At 61.6% G+C, this 17,212-nt stretch carries 17 protein-coding genes and 2 pseudogenes; 10 read left to right on the top strand and 9 right to left on the bottom strand.

The genetic code is table 11. The annotated features are described in order from the left end of the window. Complete coding sequence (galU, locus tag NVV77_RS14950) at positions 1 to 885, bottom strand: UTP--glucose-1-phosphate uridylyltransferase GalU (RefSeq protein WP_295414644.1); 885 nt, start codon at positions 883 to 885, stop codon at positions 1 to 3. 106 nt (positions 886 to 991) lie between these two features. On the opposite strand from galU, the gene galE reads away from it, so the two are divergent. The 3 genes from galE to NVV77_RS14965 all read left to right on the top strand — a co-directional run bounded on the left by galE (position 992) and on the right by NVV77_RS14965 (position 4,550). After that, positions 992 to 1,978, top strand: a complete 987-nt coding sequence (gene galE / locus NVV77_RS14955) for a UDP-glucose 4-epimerase GalE (protein WP_295414646.1) — start codon at positions 992 to 994, stop codon at positions 1,976 to 1,978. 12 nt (positions 1,979 to 1,990) lie between these two features. Continuing rightward, positions 1,991 to 3,184: a lytic murein transglycosylase gene (locus tag NVV77_RS14960; protein ID WP_295414648.1), complete on the top strand. Its 1,194-nt coding sequence runs from the start codon at positions 1,991 to 1,993 to the stop codon at positions 3,182 to 3,184. 211 nt (positions 3,185 to 3,395) lie between these two features. After that, a complete protein-coding gene (locus NVV77_RS14965; protein WP_295414650.1) occupies positions 3,396 to 4,550 on the top strand; it encodes a DUF459 domain-containing protein in 1,155 nt (384 codons plus the stop codon). A gap of 125 nt (positions 4,551 to 4,675) precedes the next feature. On the opposite strand, the pseudogene NVV77_RS14970 reads toward NVV77_RS14965, so the two are convergent. Next, positions 4,676 to 6,215, bottom strand: a pseudogene (locus tag NVV77_RS14970) (UxaA family hydrolase). A 183-nt stretch (positions 6,216 to 6,398) separates the two neighbouring features. Between NVV77_RS14970 and NVV77_RS14975 the strand changes: the two are divergent. The 5 genes and pseudogenes from NVV77_RS14975 (at position 6,399) to NVV77_RS14995 (ending at position 9,225) form a co-directional block, all read left to right on the top strand. Beyond that, a complete protein-coding gene (locus NVV77_RS14975; protein ID WP_295414652.1) occupies positions 6,399 to 7,085 on the top strand; it encodes a GntR family transcriptional regulator in 687 nt (228 codons plus the stop codon). Between the two features lie 95 nt (positions 7,086 to 7,180). Next, positions 7,181 to 7,615 (top strand): RbsD/FucU domain-containing protein, encoded by a 435-nt coding sequence (locus tag NVV77_RS14980; protein WP_295414654.1) that lies wholly within the window; start codon positions 7,181 to 7,183, stop codon positions 7,613 to 7,615. Positions 7,616 to 7,703: 88 nt separating this feature from the next. Further along, positions 7,704 to 8,554: pseudogene (locus NVV77_RS14985) on the top strand (fumarylacetoacetate hydrolase family protein). A 109-nt stretch (positions 8,555 to 8,663) separates the two neighbouring features. Next, the gene (locus NVV77_RS14990; RefSeq protein WP_295414656.1) at positions 8,664 to 8,936 is read left to right on the top strand and encodes a type II toxin-antitoxin system ParD family antitoxin; all 273 of its coding nucleotides are present in this window, start codon (positions 8,664 to 8,666) and stop codon (positions 8,934 to 8,936) included. Beyond that, entirely contained in the window at positions 8,926 to 9,225 is a 300-nt protein-coding gene (locus NVV77_RS14995) for a type II toxin-antitoxin system RelE/ParE family toxin (RefSeq protein ID WP_295414658.1), read from the top strand. The genes NVV77_RS14990 and NVV77_RS14995 overlap by 11 nt, the downstream gene beginning before the upstream one ends. Positions 9,226 to 9,227: 2 nt before the next feature. Here NVV77_RS14995 and NVV77_RS15000 read toward each other — a convergent pair whose 3' ends face one another. Both NVV77_RS15000 and NVV77_RS15005 read right to left on the bottom strand, forming a co-directional pair. Then, entirely contained in the window at positions 9,228 to 10,103 is an 876-nt protein-coding gene (locus tag NVV77_RS15000; protein WP_295414660.1) for a cytochrome c, read from the bottom strand. A 67-nt stretch (positions 10,104 to 10,170) separates the two neighbouring features. After that, a complete protein-coding gene (locus NVV77_RS15005; protein ID WP_295414661.1) occupies positions 10,171 to 11,118 on the bottom strand; it encodes a carbohydrate kinase in 948 nt (315 codons plus the stop codon). Positions 11,119 to 11,268: 150 nt separating this feature from the next. Between NVV77_RS15005 and NVV77_RS15010 the strand changes: the two genes are divergently transcribed. Continuing rightward, positions 11,269 to 12,375, top strand: coding sequence for a TRAP transporter substrate-binding protein (locus tag NVV77_RS15010; RefSeq protein WP_295414662.1), 1,107 nt, complete (start codon positions 11,269 to 11,271; stop codon positions 12,373 to 12,375). On the opposite strand, the gene NVV77_RS22000 is transcribed toward NVV77_RS15010, so the two are convergent. The 4 genes from NVV77_RS22000 to NVV77_RS15025 form a co-directional block, all read right to left on the bottom strand. Then, positions 12,341 to 12,781: an endonuclease domain-containing protein gene (locus NVV77_RS22000; protein ID WP_367178630.1), complete on the bottom strand. Its 441-nt coding sequence runs from the start codon at positions 12,779 to 12,781 to the stop codon at positions 12,341 to 12,343. The two genes, NVV77_RS15010 and NVV77_RS22000, sit on opposite strands and share 35 nt — an antisense overlap. Before the next feature lie 76 nt (positions 12,782 to 12,857). Further along, entirely contained in the window at positions 12,858 to 14,348 is a 1,491-nt protein-coding gene (locus NVV77_RS15015) for a TRAP transporter large permease subunit (RefSeq protein ID WP_295414663.1), read from the bottom strand. Then, positions 14,345 to 14,950, bottom strand: coding sequence for a TRAP transporter small permease subunit (locus tag NVV77_RS15020; protein WP_295414665.1), 606 nt, complete (start codon positions 14,948 to 14,950; stop codon positions 14,345 to 14,347). Before NVV77_RS15020 ends, NVV77_RS15015 begins: the two co-directional genes overlap by 4 nt. 129 nt (positions 14,951 to 15,079) lie before the next feature. Then, complete coding sequence (locus NVV77_RS15025; RefSeq protein WP_295414704.1) at positions 15,080 to 15,466, bottom strand: RidA family protein; 387 nt, start codon at positions 15,464 to 15,466, stop codon at positions 15,080 to 15,082. Between the two features lie 116 nt (positions 15,467 to 15,582). Here NVV77_RS15025 and NVV77_RS15030 point away from each other — a divergent pair, with 116 nt between their 5' ends. Then, on the top strand, positions 15,583 to 16,137 hold the full coding sequence (locus NVV77_RS15030) for a hypothetical protein (RefSeq protein WP_295414667.1): 555 nt from the start codon (positions 15,583 to 15,585) through the stop codon (positions 16,135 to 16,137). Here NVV77_RS15030 and NVV77_RS15035 read toward each other — a convergent pair. After that, complete coding sequence (locus NVV77_RS15035; protein ID WP_295414669.1) at positions 16,134 to 17,168, bottom strand: DUF3298 domain-containing protein; 1,035 nt, start codon at positions 17,166 to 17,168, stop codon at positions 16,134 to 16,136. The genes NVV77_RS15030 and NVV77_RS15035 overlap by 4 nt on opposite strands. Positions 17,169 to 17,212: the final 44 nt, after the last annotated feature.

A 17,212-nucleotide genomic window follows, 5' to 3' on the forward strand; every position in this document is an offset into this window, starting at 1 on the left:
TCAGAGCTGCTCTTCGAGGTCGAGCTTGCGCAGTTCCCGAATAAAGCCGGGACGAATATCGTCACGCTCCAGCGCATAGACGACGTTTGCCGTCAGGAAGCCGATCTTCGAACCGCAGTCAAAGCTCTTGCCGACATATTTGACGCCGGTAAAACTCTGCTGGTGCATCAGGGTTTGCATGGCGTCGGTGAGCTGGATTTCCCCGCCTGCGCCCTTGGTCTGTTCGGCGAGCAGCGAGAAGATTTCCGGCTGCAGGATATAGCGGCCCGAAATGATCAGGTTTGAGGGCGCGTCTTCCTTCTTGGGCTTCTCCACCATTTCCGTCAGGTTGAAACCCGTATCTGGCCCCTCGCCACGCCCGATGACGCCATAGGACGAAACCTCGTCATGCGGCACTTCTTCCACCGCAATGACATTGCCGCCGGTTTCCTCATAGGCATCCATCATTTGCTTCAAAACACCCGGCTCACCCTTGAAGAGCATATCCGGCAGCAGCAGCGCGAAGGGATTGTCCCCAACGATATCCCTGGCACACCAGACGGCGTGCCCCAGGCCAAGCGGCTCCTGCTGGCGGGTAAAGCTGGTGCGTCCGGCAGAAGGCAGATCCTTCTGGAGTTCGCGCAGGGCTTCGTCCTTGCCGCGCACTTCCAGCGTCGTTTCCAGCTCGAACTGACGATCGAAATGGTCCTCGATGACGCCCTTGTTGCGGCCGGTGACGAAAACGAAATGCTCGATACCTGCCTCACGCGCCTCATCCACCGCATACTGGATCAGCGGCCGGTCCACCACGGTCAGCATCTCCTTCGGCATCGCCTTGGTGGCAGGCAGGAAACGGGTTCCCAGGCCGGCGACAGGAAAGACGGCAGTGCGGACGCGTTTGGACACGGATTATTCCCTTGCTTGGTTATTCGGAACTTAGGCGTAGACCTAAATCGACATCTGTTACATATCCTTGCACAACAAAAGGGCTTTTGCGGCGGGAGTACGGCCAATGACGGTTTTGGTCACAGGTGGAGCAGGTTACATCGGCAGCCACATGGTTCTCAATCTGGCCGATGCCGGACAGGACGTGGTTGTCCTCGACAATCTGGTCACGGGCTTCGACTGGGCCATAGACGGCCGGGCGCAATTTGTACAAGGCAATGCAGGCGATATCGACTTCGTCGTCAGCCTTATCGAAAAATACGGCATCACCGAAATCATTCATTTCGCAGGTTCGATTGTCGTTCCTGAATCGGTAACCAATCCGCTAAAATATTACGCCAACAACACCGCCACCTCGCGCAATCTCATCGAGGCAGCCGTTAAGGGCGGCGTCAAGCACTTCATCTTCTCCTCGACCGCCGCCGTTTACGGCATGACCGGCCTCGCGCCCGTGGTGGAAGATACGCCCCTCAACCCGATGTCGCCCTATGGCCGCTCCAAACTCATGACCGAGTGGATGCTGGCTGACGTCGCTGCGGCACACCCCATCACCTTTGGCGTGCTGCGCTATTTCAACGTCGCCGGCGCCGACCCACAAAAGCGTTCGGGCCAGTCGACCCCGCTCGCCACCCATCTCATCAAGGTCGCCTGCCAGACCGCGCTCGGCCAGCGCGAAAAGATGGACATCTTTGGCACCGACTATGAAACGCCCGACGGCACCTGCGTGCGCGATTATATCCACGTCACCGACCTGATCGCTGCCCACGCCCTCTTGCTCAACCATTTGCGAAAAGGCGGCGAAAGCACCACGCTCAACTGCGCCTACGGCCAGGGCTATTCCGTGCGCGAAGTGGTCGAGACCGTGCGAAAAGTCTCGGGCATCAATTTCCGCGCCGACGAAGGCCCGCGCCGCGCCGGCGACCCCGCCTCGATCACCGCCACCGGCCAAAAGGTCCGCGCTCTCCTTGGCTGGAAGCCCCAGCATGACGATCTCAACGAAATCGTCGAAACCGCCTATGCCTGGGAACGCCACCTGATGACCCGCAACCGCTGAGGTTTGCTTACCATGCGCCGCTTCGCCGCCCTGCTCGTCTTGCTGATGACCAGCCCGGCACTGGCGCAATCAGACTTTTCCGGTTTTCTGGCCAGCCTCAAACCCGAGGCTGTCGCATCAGGCGTCAGCGCCTCCGCCTATGACGCGCTGACAACGGGCCTCACGCCCGATCCGCGCGTCCCAAAACTCGTCGAAACCCAGCCCGAGTTCACCACCCCGGTCTGGGACTATATCGAAACCCGCGTCAATTCCGGCCGCATCTCCCGCGGCCTGGCCGCCCTCGAGCGCAACGCCCAGCTCTTTTCAACCATTGGCCAGCACTTTGGCGTCGATCCCTATTTGCTCGGCGCCATCTGGGGCATCGAGACCGATTATGGCGCCGTGCTCGGCAATGCCGACCTGATCCGCCCCATCGTCCGCTCGCTGGCCACAGTCACCTTCCAGCGCCGCACCCGCTATGCCGAAGACAAGGCCGACTTCTTCGCCGCCCTGCGCCTCGCCGAAAGCAATGGCGGCACGTCCCCCATCGGCTCCTGGGCCGGCGCCATCGGTCACCTCCAGGTCAATCCCACCAATGTCATCGCTCATGGCGCCGACGGAGATGGCGACGGCCGCGTCGACCTCCACAATTCCCTCGCCGATGCGCTCGCCACCTCAGCCAAATTCCTGCTCGACCTCGGCTATCAGCCCGGCATGGATTGGGGTTTTGAGGTGGAAGTCCCGCAAAACTTCGACTACCTCCTCGCCACCCGCGACCAGCTCCGCCCCATCAGCTTCTTCGCCGAACGCGGCATAACCCGCGTCTCCGGTCGCCCCTTTTCAAATCCCAACACACCGGTCTTCCTCTACGTCCCGACCGGCCATAACGGCCCCAAATTCCTGATGACTGGCAATTATCTGGTCCTGAAGGGCTATAATTTCTCAGACAGCTACGCCATGGCCGTGGCCCACCTGACCGACCGCCTCAAGGGCGGCGGCGGTTATGTCACGCCCTGGCCGCGCGACACCGCCTTCCCCAATATTGCCCAGCGCCAGTCGATCCAGCAGTCGCTCAAGGCACTCGGGCTCTATGACGGCGCCGTTGATGGCCGTCTCGGCCCGATCACCCAGGCCGCCTATGCCCGTTTCCAGGCCGCGCGCGGCGAGATCGCCGACGGTTTTATTACGCGCGCCGCCGCCGAAGCCCTCTCCAGCGCCACACGGTAACGCCATGGCGAGCGCATGGTTTTGTTGACCTCTGTCTGTTAGGGTTTGGAGGGTTTCACGTCAGGACGAGGCGAAAGCGTCGGTTTTCGAGAACCGGCGCGCAGCGTACGTTTGGTACGTGAGCACCGGAAGCGCAGAAAACCGGCGTTTGCAGCCCGTCATCACGTGAAATACTCAAACCCTAGACCGAAAGAAGATTTCGGACCGAGCCATGAAGCGTATTTTTGCCCTTTTGCTGATTGCCCTCTTCGCCACGGTGGAAGTGGCGCCGGCTTTCGCGCAGGCAGAAACCCGCATCGAGGTCGCCCAACAGCAGAAGCGCCGCACCCTGTTCGACGTTCTCTTCGGAGACGAACCTCAGCAGGCTCCACCCCCGGTGCAGCAGACCCAGCCGCGCCAGGCCGCCCCCGCTGCCCTGCCCCCGCCAAAGCCGCAGGTCGAAAAGGCCGAGAACGCCACGCGTCTCGCCGTCTTCGGCGATTCCCTCGCCGTTGACCTCGCCAAGGCGCTCGAACGCTTTTACGCCGAAGACCCCAATCTCCTGGTCCTCAACCAAGGCGTCGGCTCCTCGGGCTTCGTGCGCGACGACTATTTCAATTGGAACAAGACCATCGGCGAGCAGATCGCCGCCGACAGTTTTGACCTCGCCATTGTCATCATCGGCGTCAACGACCGGCAGGAAATCCGCGTCGACGGACAGTCCTACAATTCGTTGACCCCGCAATGGACGGCGGCCTATCAGGCCCGCCTCAACGATTTCCTCGGCCAGCTCCGCGCCGCCCGAAAGCCGGTGATCTGGGTCGGCCTGCCACCCATGTCGAAATCGGAATATTCCGCCGCCATGAGCCAGATCAGCGCCCTCTTCAAGATGGCCGCCTTTTCGGGCGGCGCCGAATATCTCGATATCTACGAGCGTTTTCTAGGCGAAGACGGCAAATATTCGTCCCAAGGCCCCGACGTGAACGGCCAGAACGCCCGCATGCGCAAAGATGACGGCATTCACTTCTCGACCGCCGGCGCCGACAAGCTGGCCTTCTATATCAGCCAGTCCATCCGCACCTTCTATCGCGGCGGTGGTATCACGGTTGCCGTGGCCGACCCACTTCTCGGCACCGATGCCGCAGCCATGCTCCGCCCGCCCTATCAGGGCCAGGGCCAGACGCGCCTTCTCGAAGTTGCTGGCGCTGTCGTCCCGATCAGCCGCGCCCCGCAGCGCGCCGCCGACCTGCTTGTGGCCGCGCCGCAGCCAGCTTCCGACACCGGTTTTCCCCTCGAAGAACTGATGGCCGCCCCAATCGGCCGCGTCGACGCTTTTGGGGTGGGCATCGACCCGAGCGCCGAACCAGCGAACGAAGGCGAGCAGTAGCTCGCCACCCACTCGGCGTCATTCCCGCGAAAGCGGGAATCTCTCTTTGATCGTCCGTAACGGAGATTCCCGCTTTCGCGGGAATGACACCGTGATGGAGTAGGCTATCGGGTAAGGACGGGGCCCTACATCACCGCCCCAACCTGCCAGGGCACAAACTCATTGTCCCCATAACCGAGCTTTTCCGACTTGGTCTGCTCGCCCGAGGCCACGCGCAGCATGAGATCAAAAATCTCCTGCCCCTTGTCCTCGATGGAAACGCCCTCGACGATATCCCCGCAATTGACGTCCATATCGTCAGTCATGCGGCCATAAAGCTCTGAATTGGTTGCGAGCTTGATCGACGGCACCGGCTTGCAGCCATAGGCCGAGCCGCGGCCCGTCGTGAACGCCAGGATATTGGCACCACCCGCCACCTGGCCCGTCGCCGAAACCGGATCGAAGCCGGGCGTATCCATGAACACAAAGCCCTTCTCATTGACCGGCTCGGCATATTCATAAACCGCCGTCAGCGGCGAGGTGCCACCCTTGGCCGCCGCACCCAGTGACTTTTCAAGGATCGTGGTCAACCCGCCCGCCTTGTTGCCCGGCGAGGGATTGTTGTTCATCTCGCCACCATTGCGCTGGGTATAATCCTCCCACCACTTGATACGCGAAATCAGCTTTTCGCCCACTTCGCGATTGACCGCGCGGCGGGTAAGCAAATGCTCGGCGCCATAAATCTCCGGCGTTTCCGACAGGATCGCCGTGCCGCCATTGCGCACCAGAATATCGGCGGCAACACCGAGCGCCGGATTGGCGGTGATCCCCGAATAGCCATCGGACCCGCCGCACTGCAGCGCCAGCGTCAGTTCCGAAGCCGGAATTGTTTCGCGCCGTGCCTTGGCGGCAATCGGCAGCATTTCCTTGATTTTTTTCGACACCCCACTCGATCATCTTGGCCGTGCCGCCGATCTCCTGAATGGTCATGGTGCGGAACGTATCCGTTTCCGTCATGCCATAGGACTGCTTCATCCGCTCGATCTGGAACACTTCGCAGCCGAGGCCCACCAGCAGCGCCGCCCCGAGATTTGGATTGGCCGTATAACCCCACTGCGTGCGCCGCAGGATCTGATAGCCCTCACCCTGGTTGTCCATGGCGCAACCGGTGCCATGCACGAACGGAATGATGCCGTCGATCTCGGGATAGTCGTCCAAAACGCCCGAATTATTGATCGCCTGCGCCATGAATTTTGCCACGGTCGCCGAACAATTCACCGAGGTCAGGATACCGATATAGTTGCGCGTCCCCACCTTGCCGTTGGACCGGCGGAAACCCTGGAACGTCGCCTGATTGGCGCCAGTCAGAAACTCGACCGGCACCACGCCCTGGGCAAAAGCATAGTCATGCTCCAGCGTGCCGTCCGGCCCGCCCATGCCGCAATTATGCTCATGCACCCAATCGCCGGCCGGAATGCCTTCCTTGGCAAAGCCGATGATCTGCCCAAATTTGACAATCGCCTCGCCCGCAGCAATCGGACGCACAGAAAACTTGTGCCCTCGCGGCACGCGGCGAACGATAGAAACGCCCTGTGCCGTTTCGGTGCCGACATCGAGATTGGCCAGCGCCACGGCGATATTGTCAGCGCTATTGAGCGTCAGGGTCTTGCCTTGCGGGCGGGTCATGGTCTCGGACATCGGCGTCATTCCGGCGGTATGGGGTCTCAACTCGTGCTTTACGCCGTTCCGCATCGCAGTCAGATTGGGGCCATTGCGGTACGGCTGCACACTAACTAACATGTTAGCATGAACAACCATACAAGTTCCTATTCTTTTTTGACACGGCCTCCGACCCTGACGCGCGGCAATGTGACCGCCGAGGTCACGCAGGCCCTGCGTCAGGCCATCGTCACCCTGGCCTTGCCCCCCGGAGCGGTCCTCGACAAGTCGGCCATCTGCGCCCAGTTCGAAGTGTCCCGCTTCCCGGTCAGCGAAGCCTTTGCCCGCCTCGCCGAAGAAGGCCTTGTCGACATCGCCCCCCAGCGCGGCTCGACCGTGTCGCTCGTAAAGATTGCCGATGTCCGCGAATACATGCTGATCCGCAAGGGCCTAGAAAGCGAAGCCCTGCGCGTCCTCATCGGCAAGCACGATGCCGAGGTGATCGAGGCGCTACACGCCAATATGGCCGAGCAGCGCGATGCCGCCGCCCGCGACGATGCCGAAACCTTCCACCAGATCGACGTCGCCTTCCATGACATCATCTTCCGCACCATGCGCATGACCAAGGTCAAGGCGATCATCGACAAGGCCCGCGCCAATCTCGACCGCGCCCGCCGCATGATCATCACTCCACGCCGCCTCGCTTTGACCATCGCCGAACACCAGGCGATTCTCGACGGCATCGTCGCCGGCAACACGCCCCAGGCCATTGCCGCCATCCGCGCCCATATCGACGCCGTCATGGTCGAGCTTTTTGCATTCGCCCAGGACAATCCCGGCATCTTTGCCGACGGCGCCGAAACAGTACTCGACGCCGATTATTTCCCCTTCGGCTGAGCGGTTCGAACAATGCCTCAGGCGCCGTCACGATCTCGATTGTCGCCCCGGCGAGTGATCGACGCGCCAAACAACAAAGACTTTTGGAGACCAAAATGCTGAAAAACATTCCGCCGCTACTCGGCCCGGAACTGCTCGCCACCCTGCGCGCCATGGGCCATGGGGACGAGATCGTCATCGCCGACGCCAATTTCCCCGCTGAATTCCTTGGGCCCCAGGTCCACCGCGCCGACGGCATTTCGGCCACCGACCTGCTCGATGCCGTCCTCACCGTCATGCCGCTCGACGATTTTGTCGACCAGGCCGCCATCGGCATGGCCGTCGTCGGCGATCCCCACGCCCGCCAGCCCATCTACGACGACTTTCAAGAGATCATCACGCGCCACGAGCCGGCCATGCACTTTTCGACCGTGGAGCGCTTTGCCTTCTACGATCGCGCCAAAAAGGCCGCCGCCGTCATCCAGTCCGGCGAAACCCGGCTCTACGGCAATATCCTGCTCAAGAAGGGCATCATCCGCCCAAAATCCTGACAAACGAACGGGATCGGCGAAAGTCGCACTCGACAGACTAACATGTTAGCCTCTATCAGCGAGGCCAGAGAAAGAGGAGCCCTGCCCCATGAAACTGCTTCGCGTTGGCCCAAAAGGGTCGGAAAAGCCCGCCATCATCGCTAGGGACGGCTCGATTCGTGACCTTTCCGGCGTCGTCGCCGATATCGGCGGCTCGACCCTTCTTCCCGAAGGCCTCGCCAAGATCGCTGCGACCGACATCGACCTCCTGCCCAAGCTGGACGCGTCCGAGCGCATCGGACCCTGCGTCGCCAATGTCGGCAAATTCATCTGCATCGGCCTCAACTATGCCGACCACGCCGCCGAAACCGGCGCACCGATCCCGGCCGAACCGATCATCTTCATGAAGGCCACCAGCGCCATCATCGGCCCCAATGACGATGTCATCATCCCCAAGAACGCCATCAAGCCGGACTGGGAAGTCGAACTCGCCATCGTCATCGGCAAGGAAGCCCGTTATGTCGAAGAGGCCGATGCCTTCGACCACGTGGCCGGCTATTGCGTCTGCAACGACGTCTCCGAACGCCACTTCCAGACCGAGCGCGGCGGCACCTGGGACAAGGGCAAGGGTGCCGACACTTTTGGGCCCATCGGCCCCTGGCTCGTCACCAAGGACGAGGTCGCGGACCCGCAGAACCTCTCCATGTGGCTCGAAGTCGACGGCCACCGCTACCAGAACGGCTCCACCAAGACGATGATCTTTGGCGTCGCCAAGGTCGTCTCCTATGTCAGCCAGTTCATGAGCCTGCAGCCCGGTGACGTCATCACCACCGGCACCCCCCAGGCGTCGGCATGGGCATCAAGCCTGAGCCCGTCTGGCTCAAGCCCGGCAACGTCATGCACCTGGGCATCGAAGGCCTCGGCGAGCAAAAACAGAACGTGAAGGCCTACAGCGCCTGAGAGACAGAAGAGGCGGGCCAAGCAGCCCGCCTCTTCTTTGAGCACCCTCTGACCTTGTCAGCAACACCCTCCGATCCTATCATAAATTGATAATTTCGGAGTAAGAGCCATGCCATCCAGCTATTCCCTCGGCGACCACTACGAAGCCTTTGCCAAGAAGCTCGTCGCTTCCGGCCGCTATGCCAGCATCAGCGAAGTCCTGCGCGACGGCCTGCGCCTTATGGAAGAGCGCGAAGCCCTGCGGGAATGGAAGCTCGCTGAGCTGAAGAAGGCTATCCAGGAAGGCATCGACAGCGGCGATGCAGGGCCGATGGATATCGAGGAGATTAAAGCGGAAGGTCGTCGAATCCTCGCCGAGCGCGCGAAATCAAATGCCGCTTGAGGTCCGCGAGAGTTTTGCAGCCAAACAGGACCGACAGGACATCTGGCTCTACATAGCCAACGACAGCATCCGCGCAGCGGACAGACTGCTCGACGCCATCCTGGCGGTCGGCCAACGGGCCGGTGAGTTTCCAGAATCGGGCCAATTGCGACCGGAACTCGGTGACGGCATCAGGGCCATCCCACTCGACAATTATGTCATCTACTATCGGCTCACACCGGACGCAGTTTACGTTCTGCGCGTCCTACATTCTGCCCGCAACGCCAGAGCTGAGTTCGAGGGTCAGTAGCCTCACTCCGCCATCAGATACGTCGCCACCGCATTCAGATCCTCGTCCGTCCAGAACGAGGTTGAATCTGCAATCACCTCGCCCATCGGCCCGCCGAGCACGTCAAACCCCGGCGTAAAGCCGTCCTTCAGCGTCTGCGCCAGCATCGCCACGTCATAACCCTCTGCGACCAGTGCTTCGCGCGTCAATGGCGGAGCCTTGCCACCCGTGCCCCCGGGCGAGCCAGCAAAGGCCCGATCCCATTCGAGCGCCCCAAGCGCATTGCGCGGCGTATGGCAGGCAACGCAATGCGCCGGCCCCATGGCGAGATATTTGCCGCGATTATAGACCTCGTCCTTCCCCGCTTCGGGCTCGAACCGCCGCGGCGAGAAAAAGAGATTCTTCCACCCCGCCATGATCAACCGCACATTGAACGGAAACGGCACCGAACTTTCGGCTGCCGGGGCCGGAGACGGCTGGGTCTTCATCAGCGCCGCATAGAGATCGACCACATCCTGGTCGCTCATCAGTGCATAGTTTTCATAAGGGAAGGCAGGATAGAGATGCCCCTGCGGCCCCATGCCGTTGCTGAGCGCGTCCGAAAACTGCTCCAGCGTCCAGGTGCCGATACCGGCCTTCGGGTCGGAAGTAATATTGGGCGGCACGAAGGTGCCAAAAGCCGTTTCGAGCCCTGCCCCGCCGGCTAGTTCAATTCCGCCGGCCGCGGCATCGGTGTGGCAGGCAACACAACCTGCCAAACGCATCACATAGTCGCCGCGCGTCGCATCGCCCACCAGCGTCAGGTCCCGCTCGGGGCCCGCCACCGGCTTGAGGAAATAGACCGCCGTCGCCGCGCCCACCAGGGCGACAACGACCAAACCAATCCAACGCTTCTTCATCACACTTCCCCGACTGGCGCGGCGCGATCACACCAGAGCCAGCAGGAAACCGCAACGCCGGAACCGGTCAACTGCTTGCGAGGACGGCATCCACCTGGGCACGCGTGGGGGGCTTGCAGCCCTTTTCGGCACAATTGAGCCCGGCCACCACGGCGCCAAAGCGCAGCGTTGTTCGCAGCGCCGCCGCATCGAGCGTGCCCAGCTTTCCAAGTTTTAGCGCCCCGGTTTCGTTGAGCCAGGTGAGAATGCCGGCCATCAGGCTATCGCCCGCGCCCACCGTGTCCCCAAACACCGGCGGCGCATAAATGCCCGCCTGCGCATTGGCCACATTGGAAAAAGCGCGCGAGCCATGCTCGCCCAGCGTCACCACCACCAACTCGCAATTGGGCCGATCGAGCAGCAGCTGTGCATGCTCCTCAATGGTCACGCCCGGCTCGAGCCATTCATGATCTTCTTCGGAAAGCTTGATGACATGGGCCAGGTCGAGAAAGTCCGAGAGGCGCTGGCGATAGCCATCCTCATCGTCCACCAGCTTTTCGCGCACATTGATGTCGATGGAAATGGTCGCGCCGCGCCCGATGGCAGCCTTCACCACCGCCATCCACTTTTCCGCATCTTCAGGAAGAATCGGGGCAAAGCCACCGACCTGATAAAGCTCCACCTGCCCCGGCAGCGCGGAAAGCAGGCCCTCGCGCGTAAAGGCGTGATCCGCCCCGCGCTCGAACACATAGCTTGCCTGCATCTTCTCGTTGAAGGTGACGATCGCCTTGGTCGTCGGCTCCGGCACGCGCTCCTTGAGCAGCACGTCCACACCGGCCGCCTGGAGCGGCGCCAGCAGCAGGTCGCCATGTTCGTCCTGGCTGATCGGGCACAGGAACCCGGTGGGATTGCCCAGCTTTGCCAGAGCGATCGCACAATTGAACGGCGAACCGCCGGCAATCGCCTGGCGCTCGGCGCCCGGAGCCGACGAAACCGGCACCAGATCGATCAGGCTTTCCCCACCGACAACGAACATGCTTTTCTCCCTCGCTGTTCCGGGTGAGCCCTTAGCATTTTCGTGCCCCCGCCCGCCAGCCGTGCGGGCGCTTTACTCGCAAGTCGCTGCGTGTATTGTTTCATTTAGGGCTGGCAGGAGGATAGCCGGCCCCATTGAGGGAGAATCATTTTGGATCGTCGGAAATTCTTTTCCAAGGCCGGTGCCGTCGGCGCCGGCGCCGTTGCTGCGTCGACCGGTCTGGCCATGCCGGCCATTGCCCAAAGCCAACCCAAGATCACCTGGCGCCTGGCTTCATCCTTCCCGCCCGGCCTCGACACCATCTATGGCGGCGGCGAAACGCTGGCCAAATATGTAAGCGAAGCCTCGGACGGCAATTTCACCATCGACGTCTTCGCTGCAGGCGAACTGGTCCCTGCCTTCGAAGTGGTCGATCCGGTTTCCGAAGGCTCGATCGAAATGGCCCATACGGTGGGCTACTATTTCTCGGGCAAGGATGTCGCCTGGGCCGCCATGGCCGCTATTCCCTTCTCGCTCAATGCCCGCGGCATGAGCGCCTGGTACTATTATGGCGGCGGCCTCGACATCACCAACGCGTTCCTTTCCAATTACAACATCGTCGGCTTCCCCTGCGGCAATACCGCAGCCCAGATGGGCGGCTGGTTCCGCAAGGAAATCAACTCCGTCGCCGACCTGCAGGGCCTCAAAATGCGCGTCGGCTTTGCCGGCACGATTCTCTCCAAGCTTGGCGTTATCCCGACCCCCATGCCGGGCGGGGAAATCTACAATGCGCTCGAAAAGGGCACGATCGACGCGGCCGAATGGGTCGGCCCCTATGACGACGAAAAGCTCGGCTTCCAGAAGGTCGCGCCCTACTACTACTATCCCGGCTGGTGGGAAGGTGGCCCGACCGTCCATGCCCTGATCAACAAGACCAAGTTCGAAGAGCTTCCGGCCAATTACCAGTCGCTGCTGAAAACCGCCTGCCAGGCCACCAGCGCCGACATGCTCGCCAAGTACGACTATGTGAACCCCACCGCCATCAAGAAGCTGGTAGCAGCAGGCGCACAACTCCGTCCCTTCAGCCCTGAAATCATGGAAGCCAGCTTCAAGGCCGCCCACGAAACCTATGCTGAACTGTCGGCCTCAAGCCCGCACTTCAAGACGATCTGGGATTCGATCACCGCGTTCCGCAAGGACCACTATCTCTGGAACCAGATCGCCGAACTCAACTACGACGCCTTCATGCAATCCCAGCAGCGCGCCAACGCGCTCTAACGCAGGACCCTAAGTCAGGACTCCTCCCCCGCCAGCGGGGGAGGGGGACCGCCGTCAGGCGGTGGAGGGGGGGAGCCGCACGCACAATAGTCTCCAACACAGCGGCAGGCCTACGCTCGACCTCCTCGGCGCTAAACCGCAAAACCCGCACCCCTTCCTTCGCCAACCAATCCATCCGACGCTGATCGTATTCCACACGCTCGGCATGACTCGGCCCATCCACCTCGACGCAAAGCCTCGCCGCCGCACAATAGAAATCTAGTATGTACGGCCCGATCGGATGCTGCCGCCGAAAATGCAGCCCCAACTGATCACGCCTAAGCATCGCCCAGAGCGTCCGCTCGGGCTGTGTCATTGCCCGACGCAGAGTCTTGGCCCTCTCGCGGATAAAGTCCGGCGCTCTCACTCTGCTGCACCCCTCTCCACCGCGCGACGCGCGGTCCCCCTCTCCCGCAGGCGGGAGAGGAAAGCAGGCCGAGCCATCAATTAAAACTCGGCGCCGGTGGTGTCTCAAACGTCGGCGCAGGCGGCGCGCCAAAACTCGGAGGCGGCGGTGCGGTGAAACTCGGCGTCGTCACCTCGCCCCCGCCAACCGGCGGCAGCACGATCTCTACCGAATTGATATCCACCTCTGGCCCCTTGTCGAGGAAGAAGGTCACCAGTTCCGGGAAGGCGATCAGGAGACCCACCAGAATCAACTGCAACACCAGCCATGGGATCGCGCCCATATAGATATCGGTCGTCTTCACCTTGTCGCGCGGCACGATGCCCCGCAGGTAAAAGAGCGCAAAGCCAAACGGCGGATGCATAAAACTCGTCTGCATATTGGCGCAGATCATCACGCCGAACCACACAAGGTCGATCCCGAGCGAATCCGCCACCGGGGCCAGCAGTGGAATGACGATGAAGGCGATCTCGAAGAAGTCGAGAAAGAAGGCGAGGATAAAAACGAAGATATTGACGAAGATCAGGAAGCCCACGACCCCGCCGGGCAGGTTGGACAAAAGCTCCTCGATCCAGTGACCACCGCCCACGCCCTGGAACACCAGGGTAAAGACGCGAGCACCCAGCAGAATGAAAACCACCATGGCCGTCAGACGCATGGTGGACACCATGCCATCCCAGGTCACTTTCCAGCGCAGGCGTCCGTTCATCCAGGCCAGCAGCATGGCGCCCACAACGCCCATGGCCCCGGCTTCCGTCGGCGTCACCAGCCCGAGGAGGATCGTGCCGAGCACGATAAAAATCAGCGCCAGCGACGGCACGGTGCCGCGGATGATCTTGGCCCAGAGCGGCCAGCCGCGCAGCGTCCGTGCCTCGGGCGGCAGCGCCGGCACATGCTCGGGCCGGATGATGGAGAGGATAAAGACCCAGCCCATAAAGAGCAGAACCTGGACGATCGAAGCACCCGTCGCCCCGATATACATTTCGCCCGGAGAGCGCTGCAGCTGATCGGCCAGAACGATCAGCACCAGCGAAGGCGGAATGAGCTGGGTAATGGTGCCCGAGGCCGCAATAACGCCGGTCGCGTGCCTGACATTATAGCCATAGCGCATCATCACCGGCAGCGAGATCAGGCCCATGGCGATCACCGAAGCCGCCACCGTGCCGGTAATGGCCCCCAGGATCGCGCCGACAATGATCACGGCATAGGAAAGCCCGCCGCGAATACCGCCAAAGAGCTGCCCGAACCCATCGAGCAGATCTTCGGCCAGCCCACTCTTTTCGAGAATGACACCCATGAAGGTGAAGAACGGAATGGCCAGCAGCAGCTCATTCGAGAGCACGCCATAGAGCTGATAGGTGAGGTTACCGAGGAAAGTGGGGGCAATCAGCCCCAGCTCAATGGCAACGAGCCCACCAAAAAGCCCCACCGCTGCCAGAGAAAAGGCGGCGGGATAGCCGATGAGCAGGAACAGCACCAGCCCGCCAAACAGGATCGGCGCCATGTTCTCGCGAATAAGATCGATCATTGGACGGGTTTCTCGTAGGCGAATTCGCGGACGTAATTGGTGGTCAGCGCCAGGATGCATTTGATGATCTCGGCAATGCCCTGCAGCATCAGCACGGCAAAACCAACCGGCAGCATCAGCCGCACCGGCCAGCGCGGCAGACCGCCCGCGGCATTGGAGGTGATGTTCTGCACCCAGGCCTGCACGAACCATGGCCAGGTGAAATAGATCAGCAGAATGCAGAGCGGCATCAGGAAAAAGAGCCCGCCCAGCAGGTCGATCCAGGTGCGCGTGCGTTCGCTCACCGCGCCATAGAGCAGGTCGACGCGCACATGCTCGTTCATCTTCAGCGTCCAGGCGCCGCCGAGCATCACCATGCCGCCGAACATGTACCAGACGCTCTCGGAGAGCACGTTGGAATAGTTGGTATAGATCCAGACCATGCCGCCAAAAACGCCGCCGCCAATGCTGCGCTCAAGCGAGATCATGGCGCTAACCGAATAGCGGAAAACGGCGTTGAAGGCGCTGACCAGGGCCGAGAACAGCACCAGCCACACCGCGACCAGTCCCACCCTTCGGCTGATCTCGTCGATCACCCTCGTGACACGCAAGGCAAATGACACGCCCGACCCTCCCCTGTCGTTCGTAAGCGCGTCAGTTGAGCGCAGTTCGCCTTAATTTGGCAAGAACCGAATTATCACCCGGCCCGGCTTCCAACAGATGCCTCTGCAGGAACAGGCCCGCGTACCGGGCTAGGGCCGCCGCGCCACGAGGTCGATTTCGACCAGCGCACCCACCGCCAGCCCGGTGACGCCCACCGTCGTGCGCGCCGGCAGCTTGCCGGGCTCGAAGAAACTGGGCCAGATGGCGTTGAGCGCGGCATAGTCACGGTCGAAATGGGTGAGGTAGATGCGCGCCATGGTGATGTCGCCGAGCCCAAGGCCAATTCCGCCCAGCACCACTTTCAGATTGTCGATCACCCGCCGCGTCTGCGCTTCGACACCCTCGGGGAGCGGCGCATCCGGAGCCAGGGGGTCGGTGGGCATCTGCCCGGTTACGAAGACGAAACCACCCGCCTCTACCGCATGACTGAAAGGCGCCACCGGCCGCGGGCCGGAGGAGACCATGTGGTAGATCAGATCATTCATCGCTTCGCTTTCCCATAGAATCTTCGCCGGCCAAACATGACGAGCATGTCACCGCTGTCAATCTCGCTCAGGCTTGCCGCCACACACAGAAGGCGTAAGCTCTTCTCATGCGCCCCTTTGTCCGCCCTCTGCTTGCCGCCTTGCTGCTGGCCGCGACGCCGGCCCAGATGGTGCTGGCCCAATCAAGCTTCTGGAGCGCCGACGAACAGGCAAGTTTTGACATCCTCTTCGAGCATCTCAAATCCGCGCCCGACGAAGCCACGGCCCGCGCCATTGCTGAGGAAATCTGGGCGCTCTGGACTGAACCTGACGACAAGGTCGTCGCCGCCCGCTTCGCCGCAATCCTCAACCAATTCGCTCTCGGCGGTCCCACCGCGCAAATGCACCTCATCGACGCGTTGATCGCCGATTACCCCGACTATCCCGAGGGCTGGAACCTGCGCGCCACCGCAAAATTCTTCAGCGGCGACTATGAGGGCTCCCTGGCCGACATCACCGAGACCCTGGCCCGCGAACCCAGACACTTCGGCGCCCTCGCCGGCCGCGTCCTCATCTTCCACACAATGGGCCGCAGGGAAGAAGCCCTGACCGCGATCAGGGCCGCCCTCGAGGTCCATCCGTTCCTTTCCGAACGTGGCCTCTTCCCCGAACTGTCGCGCTAGTAGCGGAAGAAATCCGAATCCTTGGAAATGTAGGGCGCCAGCTTTTCAAGGCTGATCCGCGCCGTCGGCGCCCCATAGGCATAGGCCGACACTTCATAGGGCTGGAATTGCAGGATCAGCGCATAGGGATCGGACAGATCCCAACGCTCGGGATCAACGACGGAATCGGCGATGTATTTGGTGTCGTCGAGCATCAGGGCATCGCCATGCTCGGCTTCGAGCGCCTCGACGGCCAGATCGAGCAGCGCGGCCTGCCAGCGCTTGCCCGTAAAAATATCGCGTGCCGCCAGCGCCCGATCTTCCTGGACGAGATAGTGCAGGTAGCTCTTAGACCAGTTTCCATGCGCTGCCCCATGCCCATACCAATAGGTCCCAACATTGAGGTCTATCCGGCTGCCATTGGCCTCGGCAACGCTGATCGAATTGCTGGTATCGCTCGATCCATCCTCAAGCACATCCGTCGGCCCGCCCTGCGCGCCGAAAATATTGGACAGCTTCAGCGCCTCCGCCTCGACATAGGCATTGAATGCCCCGGCAAAGGGTTCGGTCGAATCGAGCTGCACATAGCTCAGCTCATGCTGGGCCACGGCCCAATAGGAATCGGCCTCGGCTTCCGGATCCGGCATGGAAGCAAACCGCGCCCGGGTATAAAAGCGCATGCCATTGATCATGCGGCTGTCTTCGAGCGTGGAACTGCGGCTGTTGAAAAGGTTGATGAGGCAGCGCGTGCGATCTTCGTCGTAGCTGCCGCTCGTCATCGGCTTGGCCTCGGGTGCGCAGGCGCGCCCCGCAAAGTCGAGCCAGGCCCGCTGATCCCCCCGCACCGCAGCCAGTGCATTTTCGGAAAGCCCGCCAATGGCCGTCTGATAGGTCTTGGCCAGCCGATCATCAGCCGCCGAAAGCTCCGGGCTGTCACAGATCGCATGCTCGAAGGGCGTTCCGGCCTTGGCGCAGTCAAAACTCGCCGCCGCAGCAGGCAGGCTCAGACTCGTGAAGAAGGCCAGAACGAACAGCAAGGCGAAGCGAAACATCTCTCATCCCTTCAAAATTCGGAATTGCCCGATTGGCCTCAATC

It is taken from the genome of Devosia sp. (assembly GCF_024707125.1).
In the GTDB taxonomy this organism is placed as follows: Bacteria; Pseudomonadota; Alphaproteobacteria; order Rhizobiales; family Devosiaceae; genus Devosia.

Bases quoted from the DNA above. Each gene is read 5' to 3' on its own strand.
- galE (WP_295414646.1), top strand. From the start codon at position 992: ATGACGGTTTTGGTCACAGGTGGAGCAGGTTACATCGGCAGCCACATG.
- NVV77_RS14960 (WP_295414648.1), top strand. From the start codon at position 1,991: ATGCGCCGCTTCGCCGCCCTGCTCGTCTTGCTGATGACCAGCCCGGCA.
- NVV77_RS14965 (WP_295414650.1), top strand. From the start codon at position 3,396: ATGAAGCGTATTTTTGCCCTTTTGCTGATTGCCCTCTTCGCCACGGTG.
- NVV77_RS14980 (WP_295414654.1), top strand. From the start codon at position 7,181: ATGCTGAAAAACATTCCGCCGCTACTCGGCCCGGAACTGCTCGCCACC.
- NVV77_RS14990 (WP_295414656.1), top strand. From the start codon at position 8,664: ATGCCATCCAGCTATTCCCTCGGCGACCACTACGAAGCCTTTGCCAAG.
- NVV77_RS14995 (WP_295414658.1), top strand. From the start codon at position 8,926: ATGCCGCTTGAGGTCCGCGAGAGTTTTGCAGCCAAACAGGACCGACAG.
- NVV77_RS15000 (WP_295414660.1), bottom strand. From the start codon at position 10,103: ATGAAGAAGCGTTGGATTGGTTTGGTCGTTGTCGCCCTGGTGGGCGCG.
- NVV77_RS15005 (WP_295414661.1), bottom strand. From the start codon at position 11,118: ATGTTCGTTGTCGGTGGGGAAAGCCTGATCGATCTGGTGCCGGTTTCG.
- NVV77_RS15015 (WP_295414663.1), bottom strand. From the start codon at position 14,348: ATGATCGATCTTATTCGCGAGAACATGGCGCCGATCCTGTTTGGCGGG.
- NVV77_RS15030 (WP_295414667.1), top strand. From the start codon at position 15,583: ATGCGCCCCTTTGTCCGCCCTCTGCTTGCCGCCTTGCTGCTGGCCGCG.
- NVV77_RS15035 (WP_295414669.1), bottom strand. From the start codon at position 17,168: ATGTTTCGCTTCGCCTTGCTGTTCGTTCTGGCCTTCTTCACGAGTCTG.